A 14,610-nucleotide genomic window follows, 5' to 3' on the forward strand; every position below is an offset into this window, starting at 1 on the left:
TGTCTCTACGCCGTCGAGGCGGGGGAGTCGTGGCCGGCCTTGGAGGTCGCGTCGCGGTACCAGTGCTCGAGGGTCAGCACGTGCCAGAGGTGCTTGGAGAAGTCCCGCTGCCCGGCGGCGTCCTCGGCGACCATGCGCGCCAGCGCGTCCCGGCGCAGGAAGCCGGAGCGGACCAGCAGACCGTCGTGCACCACCTCCCGCACCAGCGGTGCGAGGTCCCGGCTCATCCAGGCCCGCAGCGGGGCGCTGAACAGGCCCTTGGGCCGGTACACGATCTCCCGGGGCAGCACCGTCGTGGCGGCCTCCTTGAGCACCGCCTTGCCCTGCCGCCCGGCGATCTTGCGCGCGCCGGGGACCGCGAACGCGGCCCTGACCACCTCGACGTCCACGTACGGCACCCGCACCTCGGTCGACGCGGCCATGCTCGACCGGTCGGTGTAGGCGAGGTTGAGGCCCGGCAGGAACATCCGCGCGTCCGTCAGGCACATGCGGTTCACGAAGTCGTCCAGGGCGTTGTCCCGGTAGACGTCGGCGTGCTCGGTCAGCACGTCGTCGACCGCCGGAGCCAGGTCCGGGTCGAGCAGCCCGATCAGCTCCTCGCGGTCGTACAGGGTGTAGCTGCGGCGGAACGCGGTCTCCTCCGGCAGGCCCGCGAACGACAGGAACCGCTTCGCGAACCGCACCGACCGCAGACCGCGCCGGCGGGTGGCGACCGGCAGCCGGTCCACGGCGGCGGCCACCCCGCGCCGCACCGGCCCCGGCACCCGCCGGTAGCGCACCCCGATCAGGTTCGCCAGGTGCTTGCGGTAGCCGGCGAACAGCTCGTCGGCGCCCATCCCGGACAGCATCACCTTCACCCCGGCCTCCCGGGCGGCCGAGCAGATGAGGAAGGTGTTGATCGCGGCCGGGTCGCCGACCGGCTCGTCCAGGTGGTACGTCATCCGCGGCAGCAGGTCCTGCACGTCCGGGGCGATCTCGATCTCCCGCAGATCCACCCCGAACCGCTCCGCCACCTGCCGGGCGTAGCGCAGGTCGTCCGGCATCGCCTCGAACCGCGCGTCCTCCGCCCGGAACCCGATCGTGTACGCGGGGATGCCCGGCCGGTCGCGGGCCGCCAGCGCGGTCAGATAGCTGGAGTCCAGGCCGCCGGACAGGAACGTCGCCACGGGCACGTCGGACAGCAGATGGAGCCGCGTCGACTCCTCCACCACAGCCGCCAGGTCCGGCAGATCACCGGAACGGGCCCGCTCCTGCCCCTCGGCGGCGACCTCGCGCAGATCCCAGAACCGCCCGCGCTGCACCGATCCGTCGGGCCGGCAGCGCAGCCAGGTCCCCGGCGGCAGCTTCTCCGCCCCGCGGAACGCGCACCGCGAGTCCGGCACCCAGTAGTACAGCAGCGACGCCACCAGCGCCGCCGGATCCACCTCCAGCGACCCGCCCGTCACCGCCGCCAGCGCCTTCAACTCCGAGGCGAACAGCAGCCCTTCGCCGCGCCGCAGCAGGAACAGCGGCTTGATGCCGAGCTGGTCGCGGGCCAGCACCAGCTCACCGGTGCGCTCGTCGAACACGGCGAACGCGAACATGCCGCGCAGCCGGGGCAGACAGTCCGTGCCCCAGCGCCGCCACGCCTCCAGCAGCACCTCGGTGTCCGAGGTGCCCCGGAACCGAACCCCGGCGCCCTCCAGCTCGGCCCGCAGCTCAGGAGCGTTGTACAGCTCGCCGTTGTACGTCAGGGCCAGACCCTCCGACACCATCGGCTGGGCGCCGGTGCCGGACAGGTCGAGGATGGCCAGCCTGCGGTGCCCGAGGTGCACCTCGCCGTCGCCCAGCGCGTGGGCGTAGGTCCCGGAGCCGTCCGGGCCGCGGTGGGCGAGGGTCTCGGTGAGCCGGTCGGTGACCGCCTTGCCGTCCGGCCACCGGTACGTGCCTGCGATGCCGCACATGAGCTACCGCGCCTCCTGGTCGCTGTCGGGGACCCGCGCCGCCCACATCGGCAGCCGTTCCGTGCGCCGCGGACCGTCCGTGACCGCCTGCACGGTGGGGTTGGACCCCGTACCGTTCTGCCGGGCCGGCCGCCCCTCGCGGACGCGCGGCGCCGGGAACGGCCCGTCCCACAGCGTCCCGTCCGTCCGGTCACGCGGATCCGGGTCGAGCAGCACGACTCCGGCCACCTCCACGCGACGGTCGGCGAGCTGCCGCGCCACGGTGTGCAGCCACGCGGTCGTGCCGTGCCCCGCCCGGACGACCAGCACGGCCCGGCCCGCCAGGTCGGCGAGGTCGGACCAGGCCGCGCCGGGCGCCACCGACGCCACACCGATCCGGCGCCGGTCGGACGGCAGGGCCGCGGCCCGCTCCACGCCGACCACCTCCGGGTCGCCCGACTTCCGCCGCCCGCCGGCGAGACCGTGCCGGGGCAGGGCGTCGACCACGACCACCGGCTCGTCCGCCGCCAGCGTCCGCGCCAGGTCCAGGGCGATCACGCCCGCCCCGCGCGGACAGCCCAGCTCCAGCAGCGCCACCGGCTCCGAGGAGCCGCGCACCGTACGGGCCAGCGACGAGGTGAGCCGGGACCGCGCCGCGCGCCTGCGCCCGCGCCGCCACAGCGGGCCCGGCCGCAGCGCGGACCGGGACAGTTCCGCGGTGACCGAGGCGCCCAGGTGGCGCGCGATCTCCCGGCGCAGCACCGGGCGGTCGCCCACCACGGAGGCGACCGCGGCGATCACCAGGCCCAGCACCAGGCCGAGGACCAGCCCCATGCCGCCGTTGGTGGCGAGGGCGAGCGGCATCGAGTGCTTCACGGTGTGCGGGGCGTCGACGATCTGCGTGCCCGCGATCAGCCGGGGCGTGCCCACCCGGGCCTCCGCCGCACGCTGCGAGAAGTCGCTGACGCGGGAGCTGAGTTCGGCGCGGCGGGCGAACAGCGTCTCCAGGTTCGCCGACTCCTCCGGGCTGCCCTCCGGCGGCCCGTCGCCGATCGCCTCGTTCACCTGGTCGAGTTCCTTCTGCAGGCGGTCGCGCTGGGCGAGCAGCGTCGAGGCGTCGGCCGCCGCGGCCTGCTTGACGCGCCGCACATGGTCCGCGACGAACGCCTCGGCGACCGCCTCGGCGCGGGCCACCGCCTCCTCGCCGGTGTCACCCGTCGCCTTGATCTCCAGCAGGTTGTTGGTCAGGCCGGCGCCTTCGTACTCCTCCATGAAGTCCTCCGCGCTCGTCGAGGAGCCGAGGGACTTCAGGGCCGCGTCGGCGATCCGCGTGGTGTGCAGCAGCGCCACGTCGGTGAGGATCAGGGTGCCGGGATCGTTCGGCTGGTCGTCCTGGTGGGCGACCAGCACCTTCGTCACGGCGGTCGGCGGCGGGGGCAGCAGCACCGCCACCGCCGCCCCGAGCAGCAGCCCCAGCAGCGCCAGGGAGCCCCACAGACGCCGGCGTCTGCGCACCGACACCACCAGGGACTGAAGGTCCAGCAGGGGAGCGGCGGCCGTCGGCTCCGCGGTCGTACCCGTCATCGCGCACCTCCCCGCGCGCCGTCGCCGAGGGCGAGCGCCGGTGCCGCGGCCTCCCGCGGCGGGCCGGCGGACCGCGCCGGACGGGTCCGGACCGCGTCGGCCAGGACGACGCCGACGACGTCGTGGCCCGCGTCCGCGCACGCCTCGGCGACACCTGCCAGCTCGGCGGCGGTGCGGGTGCCCGCGCCCAGCACGACCAGGACGCCCGACTCCTCCTCGCGGTCGGGCACCAGCGGCGCCTCGGGGGAGACCTCCGTCAGCCGCAGCAGGGGGTCGCCCCCGGACTCCTCCGCCAGCCGTTCGGCGGCCCGCAGGGCGATGCCGTCGTCGTCGGGCACGACGAGCAGCAGCCGCCGCGCGCCCGGCACCAGGTCGCGGATGCGGCCGCACACCCTCCGGTAGCGGATCCCCAGGCTCGCCTCGTCCCCGGCGGCCGGCGGGGCGGGCGCGTTCCAGGGGGTGTCCAGACCGAGCAGGCGGCGGAACCGGTGCCGGGCGCCGCCCCTCTCAGGACGGTGAGCGCCCCGCCGCGCGGACACGTCGACGCCGCCCAGCAGCCCGGAGCCGAGCGCGGCGGCGATCTCCCGCTCGGAGCGCAGCCGGCGGTTCACCCGGGCCGCGGTGAGATGCCCGACCACCGCCAGCAGGAAGAACAGCACCGCCCCCGCGGCGATCAGCTGGACCCGGGACGGAGGCGCCTCACCGGTCGGCCTGGCCGCCGGACCCATCACGACCAGCCGGGAGCCGGCCGCGTTCGAGTCGGCCTGGCTCAGCTCGCCGACCGCCTCCTGCAGCGCGGTGCGCAGCTTGGCCAGCTCGGTGCGGGTCTGCACGCTCTCCACGGTCTGGCCGGGGTCGGCCGCGTCGGCCAGCTCGGTGATGCGGCGGCTGGTGGTGAGCACCATCTGCCGCAGCTGGTCGGGTCCGGCCGCCGCCGTCGGGTCCGCGGTCTCGTCGACGATCCGCGCGGAGAACGTCACGAACTGCCGGGCCAGTTCGTCGGAGAGCCGCTGCGCCTTCGCGGGGCTCTCGGCGGTACCGGAGATCTTGACGATGTTGCCGTCGGTGACCTCGGCGCGCACCCGCTCGCGCAGCTCCTCGCCGTCGACCCCGGCCCAGCCCAGCTCCTCGGCCGTGCGGTCGGTCACGACCGTGCTGGTGGCGATCTCCGCCTGGGTCAGCAGCACACGCTCCTCCCAGGCGCCCGGCAGGAGCACCGACGCCGACGTGGTGTAGCGCGGCGGGAACACCAGGGAGACGCCGAAGCCGGTCAGCGCCCCCAGCACGACGAGGACCGTCAGCAGCCTGCCGCGCCTGTGGAGCATGCGCCCGATGGTGACCAGGCGTATCGCGTCATCGCTCAAGGGACGTGCCTCTTTCCCGCCCGCTCCGGGCCGCCGCGCCGCCCCCGACGGCTGCCTCGTAGGCGGCCAGCAGCGCCGCCTGCGAGTTGCGCCAGGCCAGCGGGCCGTTGATCCGTTCCTGCCCGGACTTCCCCATCCGGGAGCGTTGTTCGGGGTCGTCCAGCAGCCGGGCGATGAGCGCGGCGAACTCGCCCTCGTCGTCGCCCTTCGCGTACACGGCGGCCTCGCCGGCCGAGACCCGCGCCTCCTTCAGGTCGAAGGAGACGATCGGCCGGCCCATCACCATGTACTCGAGGACCTTGTTCATGGTCGACACGTCGTTGAGCGGGTTGCACGGGTCGGGGGAGAGGCACACGTCCGCGGTGGACAGCCAGCGCACCAGGTCGGCGTCCGGCACGCGTCCCGTGAACTCCACCTGGCCGTCGAGTCCCAGCTCCCGGGACAGCTCCACCATCGCGTCGAAGGTGTCGCCCGCCCCGACGAACACCGCGTGCCAGTCGGTGCGGCCCACCTCGTCGCGGAGCTTCGCCAGCGCCCGCAGCGCGTAGTCGACGCCGTCCTGCGGGCCCATCACGCCCAGGTAGCACAGGAGATGGGGCTTGCCGCGCTTCAGCTCCGGCTCCGGGTCCACCGGGTGGAACCGCTCGGTGTCGGGCGCGCTGCGCACCACGAACACGTCCTCGGGCCGCCGCCCGCCGCGGCGCACGGCGACGTCCTTGTAGCTCTCGTTGGTGGCGAGCACCACGTCCGCCGCCCGGTACGTCGCCCGCTCCAGCGCGCACACGCCCCGGTAGAGCAGGTCCTTGCCCCGCCCGAACCGGGACAGGTACAGCTCGGGCACCAGGTCGTGCTGGTCGAAGACGAACGCCGCCCCCTGCCGCTTCAACCGTAGCGCGGGCAGGAACAGCAGGTCCGGCGGGTTGCAGGCGTGCACCACGTCCACCGGGCCGACCTTGCGGGCCAGGCGGGCGGTGTGCCACAGCGCGGCGCCGTACTCCTTGAGGTAGCCGGCCGGCCCCCCGGTGGCCGCGCGCAGCGGGTAGCGGTGGATCCGCACCCCGTCGATCACGGCCTCCGGCTCGGTGTCCCGCTTGGTGCCCTGCGGGCAGATGACGTCGACCTCCCAGCCCGCGTCGCGGAGCGTGCGGCATTCCTGCCACACCCGCCGGTCGAACGGCACCGACAGGTTCTCCACCAGGATCAGCGCGCGGCGGCCCCGCGCGCCCTTCGGCTCACCAAGCAAGGCCCACGTACCCGGGTTCGGCCCGGCGCGCGTCGGCGTCGGGGAGGCGGACGAGGTCGATGATCACGGGGTCGTCGCCGTGCGGCAGCGCGGACAGCACCGCCGGGTCCTTCGTGCCGACCAGGACGACCTCGGCGTGGTCCAGCACGTCCTCGACGGAGTCGGCGAGCAGCTGCGCCAGGTGCGGCAGCCGCGTCTCGATGTACTCGCGGTTCGCGCCGAGCAGCCGCGACAGGCTGACGTTGGCGTCGTGGATCCGCAGGTCGTACCCCTTGCCGAAGAGCCGCTCCGCCAGCTCCACCAGCGGGCTCTCACGCAGGTCGTCGGTGCCCGGCTTGAACGACAGCCCGAACAGGCCGACCTTGCGCTTCCCCGTGCGCTCCACCAGCTCCACCGCGCGCTGCAGGTGCTCCTCGTTGGACGGCAGGACGTGGGACAGGATCGGCACCGAGACGTCGGCCCGGTGCGCCGCGTGCACCAGGCTGCGCAGGTCCTTCGGCAGGCAGGAGCCGCCGAAGGCGAAGCCCGGACGCAGGTAGGCGGGGCTGATGTTGAGCTTGCGGTCGGCGAGGAACACGTCCATCACCTGGTGCGAGTCCACCCCGAGCGCCCGGCACACCGCGCCCAGTTCGTTGGCGAAGCCGATCTTCAGCCCGTGGAAGGCGTTGTCCGCGTACTTGATCGCCTCGGCCGTCGGCACCGGCACCCGGAACACCTCGCCCGGCAGGTCCTCGTACAGCGCCGCGACGATGTCGCCGCTCGCCGTGTCGAGTTCGCCGATGACGGTTTTCGGCGGGTCGAAGAAGTCCCGCACGCTGGTGCCCTCGCGCAGGAACTCCGGGTTGACCGCGACCCCGATGTCGACACCCGCGGTGCCGCCGACCTGCTTCTCCAGGATCGGCACCAGCAGGCCCAGGCAGGTGCCCGGCAGCATCGTGGAGCGGAACACCACCGTGTGCCGCCCGCCCCGCTCGGCCAGCGCCGCGCCGATCTCCTCGGTGACCCGCTCCAAGTAGGCCGTGCACAGACTGCCGTTGGGCTCCGACGGGGTGCCCACGCAGACGAGGGACACCTCGCTGCCCTCGATCGCCTCGCGCACGTCGGTGGTCGCGCGCAGCGCCCCGCTGCCCACGACCTCGGCGATCAGCTCGCCGATCCGTTCCTCGACGACGGGCGCCTTGCCGTCGTTGACCAGGTCCACCTTCACCGGGTTGACGTCCACCCCGACGACCTCGTGACCCATGCTCGCCAGGCACGCGGCCGACACGCAGCCCACGTAGCCGAGCCCGAACACGCTGACTCTCATGACCCGTTCCTCCCCCCGGGCAGGCCCTCTCGGCCTGCGGTCCGCACCCCGGCCGCCCCACGGCCGCCGCGCATCAGTACGCCCCCTGTCCCTGCACCACGGCGCGCAGCGTCTTCCACAAGATCACCGTGTCCAGGGCGAGGGACCAGTCCTCCACGTACCGCAGGTCCAGCCGGACCGCCTCCTCCCACGACAGGTCGCTGCGCCCGCTGATCTGCCAGAGTCCGGTCAGCCCCGGCTTCACCTTCAGCCGGCGCCGGATGTCCGGGCCGTAGGACGCGCACTCCTCCGGCAGCGGAGGCCGCGGGCCGACCAGCGACATCGACCCGGTGAGCACGTTGAACAGCTGCGGCAGTTCGTCGAGCGAGTAGCGGCGCAGCACCGCCCCGATCCGCGTCACCCGCGGGTCGCGGCGCATCTTGAACAGCGGCCCGGCGCCCTCGTTGCGGTCGGCGAGCGCGGCGCGTACGCGGTCCGCGTCGGGGATCATCGTGCGGAACTTCAGGATGGTGAACTCGCGGCCGTCCTTGCCGACCCTGCGCTGCCGGTAGAACACCCCGCCCCGGCTGTCCGTCGCCACGAGCAGCGCGACCAGCAGCATCAGCGGCGCGGACAGCACCAGCAGGATCAGCGCGCCGAGCCGGTCGACGACGCCCTTGACCGCGCGGCGGCCGCCGGTGAACGCCGGCATGCTGACGCGCAGCAGCGGTATGCCGAGGACCGCGTCGACGTGCAGCCGCGGCCCCGCCACCTCCATCAGTACCGGCGCGACGACCATCTCGGCGTCGGAGCCCTCCAGGTTCCACGACAGCCGCTGGAGCCGGTCCGGGGACCAGTGCGGGTCGGAGGTGACGGCGACGACGCGGTAGCCGTCGCGGCGGACGTGGTCGGCGACGTCCGCCAGCCGTCCCACCACCGGCACGCCGTCCAGCCGGCCGCCGTCGACGACGGGGCCGTCGGTGGTGCACACGGCGTCCACGCGCCAGCCCAGGTGCGGGTACTTGCGGGTGCGGGCGATCAGGTCGCGCACCGTGTCCGGGTTCCCGGCCGCGAGCACCGGACGCAGGCAGCGGCCCTCCTTGCGCTGCCGGTGCAGCCGCAGGCGCAGCAGGTAGCGCATCGTCATGGTGACGAGCGCGATCGCGGGGACCGCGACGAAGATCCAGAGTTTGATGTTGCGCGAGGTCAGGGCGATCCCGCCGAGCGCGAGCACGACGGTCGCCATGAACAGCGAGCGGCCGAGCCGCCGGAACTCCTCGGCGCCCTGGCCGAGCACGGTCGGCGACCAGGACCGGCTCACCGCCAGCGCCCCGAGCACCAGCAACCAGGTGCCGAAGGCGAGGATGCCCCACTTCTCGTGCCAGTCGGCGGCGTCCCGCACGCCGAAGAAGTTGCCGATCCCGGCGACGACGACGGCGGTCGCCACCGTGTCGCTCGTGATCACGGTACGGCGGTAGCGGTGCTCCCAGTCGGCCGTGCCACGGTTGAACTCCCCGTCCGCCAGATGACCCCGCTCCGACGGGAACGGGCTGACCAATCCCCCTTGCCGCACAGAACCCCCCAGGTTCCCAGTGATGCGACGTGTTCGCCTGACACTGTCTCCGCCGGGGGGACCCCACCCCCCGAACCGCGCTGTTCCTCGCCACGGGAGACCCCCGCCTCCCGCGCGCCGGCATGCCGGCTACGAACGGACGAAGAACAACGTGAACAACCTGTCGCGGCGGCAGCGGCACATGGCCGTGCCGGTCCATGGAGCCGAGCGAACCTGGCCGGTTCCTCGGGTGCGCCCCCGCACCCGAGCCCCCCCGGGGCCCAGCGGTGTGATCACCCCCACGCCTGGCGCCGTGGGACGAATTCCTCCCAGGGCGCCGGACTCAAAGATCATTCAATCGGTCGCCCCGGGCCCGAACGGCCGAAGCAGGGTCAATCTAGACCATCGCGGCCGGTAAGAAGAGAGGGTGTGGGGAAATTGTGTTCAGGCGGCGTGGCCGGATACGCCGTCCGGAACCCGTCCGCCCGGCTCTCGCGCCCGCGTCTCAACTCCCCTCGTACGACTGCGTGATGACACTTACGACCCGCGCCGAAGGCGTCTCGCCGGCCGCCCCGCGCCCCCCGTCGGGACGGTGACTGCCGAGGTCCGGGCACACATGTCGTTCACATGACCCCCCTGCCCCCGCCGGGCCGCGAGCGCCCCCTGCCTCCCCGGCCCAGGACCGGAACTCCACCCACCGCCCCCTGTTCGAACGATTTCGTGCACGCTCCACGGATGTCCGAGATATAACCGCTGAAGCGACCGTTCCGCGGGGTTGGCGGGCCGCGCCGCGAGGATGCGGCCGACGGCACACGAGGAGAGCGGCATGGGTACGTGGGGCACCGGACACTTCGACAACGACGCGGCGGCGGACTTCGCCGCCGGCCTCGACGAGGCCGAACCCGAACGGCGCGTGGCGATGGTCCGCGACGTCCTCGTCCGGACGATCGATGCCACGGACCTGTTCACGGACGCGGACGAGGCGGTCGCCGCGGCCGCACTCGTCGCGGCGCAGTGCCCCGGAGGGGCACCCGTCGACCCGGACGACGGGCCGCAGGAACCCATGCCCGCGTTTCCCGACCAGCTACGGAAGCTCGCTCACGAAGCCCTCGCCCGCATAGCCGCCGACCCGTGCGGCCCGGCGCCGAACTGGGTCGACCCGGACGACGCCAAGCAGTGGCAGGCCCTCCTCACGCGCCTTCGCACGGTGCTCGTCCCACCGCCCCCGACGGTCCCGCTCCCCGACGTCTAGCGGCCGACGTGACTTTCGAGGCGGCGCGGTCGGCCGCTTGTGCGCGTACCCGCGTCACCGTGCGGGCGGCCGACCGACACCGATGTCACGGCGCCGGACGCGTCAGAACGGCCGTGAACTTGTAGCGGGACCCCCGGTACACCGACCGCACCCACTCGACCGGCGTCCCGTTCTCGTCCCGTGAGTGGCGTGACAGCAGCAGCATCGGCAGGCCCACGTCCGTGCCGAGGAGGCCTGCCTCGCGGAGGGTCGCCGGGGAGGTCTCGATGGTTTCGTCGGCCTCCGCCGGCCGCACCCCGTACACCTCGGCGAGCGTGGTGTAGAGGGAGGTGTAGCGGGTCAGGTTGCGGCGCAGGCCTGGGAAGCGGCGGGCGGAGAGGTGGGTCGCCTCGATCGCCATCGGTTCGCCGCCCGCCAGTCGCAGCCGCTCGATGCGCAGCACCTTGCTCTCCGGCTCGACCTCCAGCAGTGCCGCCAGCTCCTCGTCGGCGGCGACGTAGCCGATGTCCAGCACCCGGGAGGCGGGGTTGAGGCCCTGCGCCCTCATGTCCTCGGTGTAGGAGGTGAGTTGAAGCGTCCGGTACACCTTGGGGCGCGCCACGAACGTGCCCTTGCCCTGGATCCGGTCCAGCCGCCCCTCGCTCACCAGCTCCAGCAGCGCTTTGCGCACCGTCGTACGGGACGTGCCGAACTCGACGGCGAGCAGGCGCTCGGCCGGCATCGGGGAGCCCGGGGTGCGCTCGTCCGTCATCTGCAGCAGCCGCTGCTTGATGCGGTAGTACTTCGGTACGCGGTCCCGGCGGCCCGGCGCCCCCGTGCCGAGCTGGGCGCTGCTGACGTCCGTGCTCATGTCCTGCCTTCCGGCTGCGGTGTCCGGCGCGCGGACGGCAGGGGCCGGCCGCGGTGCACGTCGGCGGACCGCCAGGGGATCGGCGCCGCACGCTCGGCGATCCCGTTATAACGGCGCGCTCTCGCTTTGGTCTAGTCCAACCCTACAACCCGTCCCTCTTTGGGCGGACATCTCCGCCCCATACATGGACCGTTGCCGTTACCCAGCCGTGAGTTGGACAACCCTTGACATGACCATAGGTCTAGGCCAAGCTCCCCTTGCTGGTCTAAACCATTTAGCGGAAGCCGGGTCCCAGCCCGCCGAGCTGTTGCGCCGTTGTCAGGGTCACCGCGAGGGCGTGGGTGTGCAAGGCATTCCTGAGGAGGGGTGGCGCGTGAAGCGCAAGCTGATAGCCGCGATCGGGGTCGCGGGCATGTTGTTCTCGGTCGCTGCGTGCGGTGGCGACGACGGCGGTGACGGCAAGAAGGCCGGCGCGGACGGTTACGCCGGGCAGACGCTCACCGTCTGGGTCATGGACGGCTCCTCACCGGACCAGTGGCAGAAGGACCTCGCCGCCGAGTTCGAGAAGAAGACCAAGGCGAAGGTCAAGTTCGAGGTCCAGCAGTGGAACGGCATCCAGCAGAAGCTGACCACCGCCCTGTCCGAGGAGAACCCCCCGGACGTCTTCGAGATCGGCAACACCCAGACCCCCGCCTACGCCAAGACCGGCGGCCTCGCCGACCTCGCGGACCTCAAGGAGGAGATCGGCGCCGACTGGACCGAGTCCCTCAACGAGTCCTCCGTCTTCGAGGGCAAGCAGTACGCCGCCCCCTGGTACTTCGCCAACCGCGTCGTCCTCTACAACAAGAAGGTCTGGGCCGACGCCGGCCTCAAGGACACCCCCAAGACCCGCGACGAGTTCTACGCCGCGCTCAAGACCATCGGTGAGAAGACCGACGCCGAGCCGATCTACCTCCCCGGCCAGAACTGGTACCACTTCGTCGGCCTGGTCATCGGCGAGGGCGGCGAACTCGTCAAGAAGGACGGCGACAAGTACGTCTCCAACCTCGACGACCCGAAGGTCGCCGCGGCCACCGAGACCTACAAGAAGTTCCAGGCCCTGTCCAAGGCCCCCAAGGACAAGGACGAGGCCACCCCGCAGCAGGGCGAGGTCTTCGCCAAGGGCAACGTCGGCGCCTTCATCGGCATGGGCTGGGAGGCCGGCATCGCCGTCGAGGCCAACCCGGCCATCGAGAAGGAGATCGGCTACTTCACCATCCCCGGCGCCACCGCCGACAAGCCCGAGGGCGTCTTCCTCGGCGGCTCCAACCTCGCCGTCGCCGCGGGCAGCCAGAAGCAGGAGCTCGCCAAGGAGTTCCTGAAGCTCGCCCTCTCCGACAAGTTCGAGGGCCAGCTCGCCAAGGAGAACGGCGTCATCCCCAACAAGGAGTCGCTGCAGGTCAACCTCAAGGGCAACGCGCCCGCCGAGGCCGCCGCGCCCGCCGCCGCCGTCGGCGGCACCACCCCGCTGATCCCCGAGTGGGCCGCCGTCGAGAACGACCCCAACCCGATCAAGACGTACCTGACCGCCGTTCTGAACGGCAAGTCCCCGGCCGCCGCCGCGAAGCAGGTCGAGGGCGAGTTCAACAAGCGCCTGGCGCAGCAGCAGTAACAGCGCACGCGCTCCGACCGGAGCGGGGACCGGCCGACGGGACGGTCCCCGCCCCGTGTTGAGCACGCCGAGAAGAGAGATCGCGAGCATGACCGTGCAGACCGAACGGCCGCCCTCCGGACCGGCGGACGTCCGCAAGTCGGACGACCCCGCACCCGCCGGGTCCCGACCCAGAGCCGCGTCGCGGGCCGGCGCGCTCGCCCCGTACCTCCTGCTGCTGCCCGCCTGCGCGGCCACCGTGCTGCTGCTGGGCTGGCCGCTGCTGAAGGACCTGCTGCTGTCGTTCCAGAACCTCAACATGGCGCAGCTGATCCAGCACGTCACCGAGTGGAACGGCATCGACAACTACAAGGAGGTCCTCACCGGGGAGGACTTCTGGCGGGTCACCCTCCGCTCCATCCTGTTCACGGCCGTCAACGTCGTCCTCACCATGCTGCTGGGCGCCCTCGTCGGTCTGCTGCTCGCCCGCCTCGGCAAGCGGATGCGGTTCACCCTGATGATCGGCCTGGTGCTGGCCTGGGCGATGCCCGTGGTCGCCGCCACCACCGTCTACCAGTGGCTGTTCGCGCAGCGCTTCGGCGTCGTCAACTGGGTCCTGGACAAACTCGGCTGGCACTCCATGGCCGACTACAGCTGGACCAGCAGCCAGATGTCGACGTTCTTCGTCGTCACCCTGCTCATCGTCTGGATGTCCGTGCCGTTCGTCGCGATCAACCTCTACGCGGCGACCACCACCATCCCCGGCGAGCTGTACGAGGCGGCCGCGCTCGACGGCGCCGGCGCCTGGCGCAGCTTCACCACCGTCACCCTGCCGTTCCTGCGGCCGTTCCTCTACGCCACGACGTTCCTGGAGATCATCTGGATCTTCAAGGCGTTCGTCCAGGTCTTCACCTTCAACGGCGGCGGCCCCGACCGGCTCACCGAGATCCTGCCCGTCTACGCCTACATCGAGGGCGTCGGCAACCAGCACTACGGCATGGGCGCGGCGATCGCGGTGCTGACCATCCTGATCATGCTCGGCCTGACCGCGTACTACCTCAGGATCGTGCTCAAGCAAGAGGAGGACGAGCTGTGAAGCGCTCGCTCTTCGGCCGTGTCTGGCCCAACGCCACCGCCCTCGTCGTCTTCGCCGCCTGCGTCTTCCCCGTGTACTGGATGTTCGCCACGGCGCTGAAGCCGACCGGCGACATCATCGCGGAGGACCCGGTCTGGTTCCCCACGGACATCACGTTCGAGCACTTCGGCACCGCGACGGACGCCGAGCACTTCTGGACGTTCGTCCGCAACTCGCTCACCGTCACCTGCCTGGCCGTCCTCTTCTCCCTCGTCATCGCGCTGGCCGGCTCCTTCGCCCTCGCCCGCATGCGGTTCAAGGGGCGGCGCGGCTTCGTCATCGGGTTCATGCTGGCCCAGATGGCGCCCTGGGAGGTCATGGTCATCGCGATCTACATGATCGTGCGCGACGCCTCCATGCTGAACAGCCTGGTGCCGCTGACCGCGTTCTACATGATGATGATCCTGCCCTTCACCATTCTGACGCTGCGCGGCTTCGTCGCCGCCGTGCCGAAGGAACTGGAGGAGTCCGCGATGGTCGACGGCTGCACCCGCGCCCAGGCGTTCCGCCGGGTCATCCTGCCGCTGCTCGCGCCCGGTCTCATGTCCACCTCCATGTTCGGCTTCATCACCGCCTGGAACGAGTTCCCCCTCGTCCTGGTGCTCAGCAAGGAGTCCGGCGGCGCGCAGACCCTGCCGCTGTGGCTGTCCAGCTTCCAGACCCAGTTCGGCGACGACTGGGGCGCCACCATGGCCGCCTCCTCCCTGTTCGCCGTGCCGATCCTGATCCTCTTCGTCTTCCTGCAGCGCCGGGCCGTCAGCGGCCTCACCGCAGGCGCCGTGAAGGGATAACG

11 protein-coding genes are annotated in these 14,610 nt (G+C 72.1%); 4 read left to right on the forward strand and 7 right to left on the reverse strand.

The genetic code is table 11. The annotated features are described in order from the left end of the window. Positions 1-5: 5 nt before the first annotated feature. From asnB to MTR79_RS08820, 6 genes are all read right to left on the reverse strand, one after another. Complete coding sequence (gene asnB, locus MTR79_RS08795) at positions 6-1,943, reverse strand: asparagine synthase (glutamine-hydrolyzing) (protein ID WP_189363358.1); 1,938 nt, start codon at positions 1,941-1,943, stop codon at positions 6-8. Between the two features lie 3 nt (positions 1,944-1,946). Further along, positions 1,947-3,506 carry a Wzz/FepE/Etk N-terminal domain-containing protein gene (locus tag MTR79_RS08800; protein ID WP_086703095.1) on the reverse strand — a complete coding sequence of 520 codons (1,560 nt, stop codon included), beginning with the start codon at positions 3,504-3,506 and terminating at the stop codon, positions 1,947-1,949. Beyond that, positions 3,503-4,870 (reverse strand): polysaccharide biosynthesis protein, encoded by a 1,368-nt coding sequence (locus MTR79_RS08805; protein WP_244789687.1) that lies wholly within the window; start codon positions 4,868-4,870, stop codon positions 3,503-3,505. Before MTR79_RS08805 ends, MTR79_RS08800 begins: the two co-directional genes overlap by 4 nt. Continuing rightward, positions 4,860-6,113 carry a glycosyltransferase family 4 protein gene (locus tag MTR79_RS08810; protein ID WP_086703098.1) on the reverse strand — a complete coding sequence of 418 codons (1,254 nt, stop codon included), beginning with the start codon at positions 6,111-6,113 and terminating at the stop codon, positions 4,860-4,862. The genes MTR79_RS08805 and MTR79_RS08810 overlap by 11 nt, the downstream gene beginning before the upstream one ends. Further along, positions 6,103-7,419 carry a nucleotide sugar dehydrogenase gene (locus MTR79_RS08815; protein ID WP_048456101.1) on the reverse strand — a complete coding sequence of 439 codons (1,317 nt, stop codon included), beginning with the start codon at positions 7,417-7,419 and terminating at the stop codon, positions 6,103-6,105. The genes MTR79_RS08810 and MTR79_RS08815 overlap by 11 nt, the downstream gene beginning before the upstream one ends. Positions 7,420-7,492: 73 nt before the next feature. Then, positions 7,493-8,971 carry a sugar transferase gene (locus MTR79_RS08820; RefSeq protein ID WP_048456100.1) on the reverse strand — a complete coding sequence of 493 codons (1,479 nt, stop codon included), beginning with the start codon at positions 8,969-8,971 and terminating at the stop codon, positions 7,493-7,495. An 805-nt stretch (positions 8,972-9,776) separates the two neighbouring features. Between MTR79_RS08820 and MTR79_RS08825 the strand changes: the two genes are divergently transcribed. Continuing rightward, positions 9,777-10,202, forward strand: a complete 426-nt coding sequence (locus MTR79_RS08825) for a DUF4259 domain-containing protein (protein ID WP_244789688.1) — start codon at positions 9,777-9,779, stop codon at positions 10,200-10,202. Between the two features lie 85 nt (positions 10,203-10,287). Here MTR79_RS08825 and MTR79_RS08830 read toward each other — a convergent pair whose 3' ends face one another. Then, positions 10,288-11,052, reverse strand: coding sequence for a GntR family transcriptional regulator (locus MTR79_RS08830; protein ID WP_189363362.1), 765 nt, complete (start codon positions 11,050-11,052; stop codon positions 10,288-10,290). A gap of 373 nt (positions 11,053-11,425) precedes the next feature. On the opposite strand from MTR79_RS08830, the gene MTR79_RS08835 reads away from it, so the two are divergent. The 3 genes from MTR79_RS08835 to MTR79_RS08845 all read left to right on the forward strand — a co-directional run bounded on the left by MTR79_RS08835 (position 11,426) and on the right by MTR79_RS08845 (position 14,608). Next, the gene (locus MTR79_RS08835) at positions 11,426-12,703 is read left to right on the forward strand and encodes an extracellular solute-binding protein (protein WP_189363363.1); all 1,278 of its coding nucleotides are present in this window, start codon (positions 11,426-11,428) and stop codon (positions 12,701-12,703) included. 88 nt (positions 12,704-12,791) lie between these two features. Beyond that, a complete protein-coding gene (locus MTR79_RS08840; protein WP_086704752.1) occupies positions 12,792-13,778 on the forward strand; it encodes a sugar ABC transporter permease in 987 nt (328 codons plus the stop codon). Beyond that, positions 13,775-14,608 (forward strand): carbohydrate ABC transporter permease, encoded by an 834-nt coding sequence (locus MTR79_RS08845; RefSeq protein WP_048456096.1) that lies wholly within the window; start codon positions 13,775-13,777, stop codon positions 14,606-14,608. The genes MTR79_RS08840 and MTR79_RS08845 overlap by 4 nt, the downstream gene beginning before the upstream one ends. The last annotated feature ends 2 nt before the right edge of the window (positions 14,609-14,610 follow it).

Source organism: Streptomyces sp. BJ20 (assembly GCF_022869105.1).
Taxonomy (GTDB): domain Bacteria; phylum Actinomycetota; class Actinomycetes; order Streptomycetales; family Streptomycetaceae; genus Streptomyces; species Streptomyces griseoincarnatus.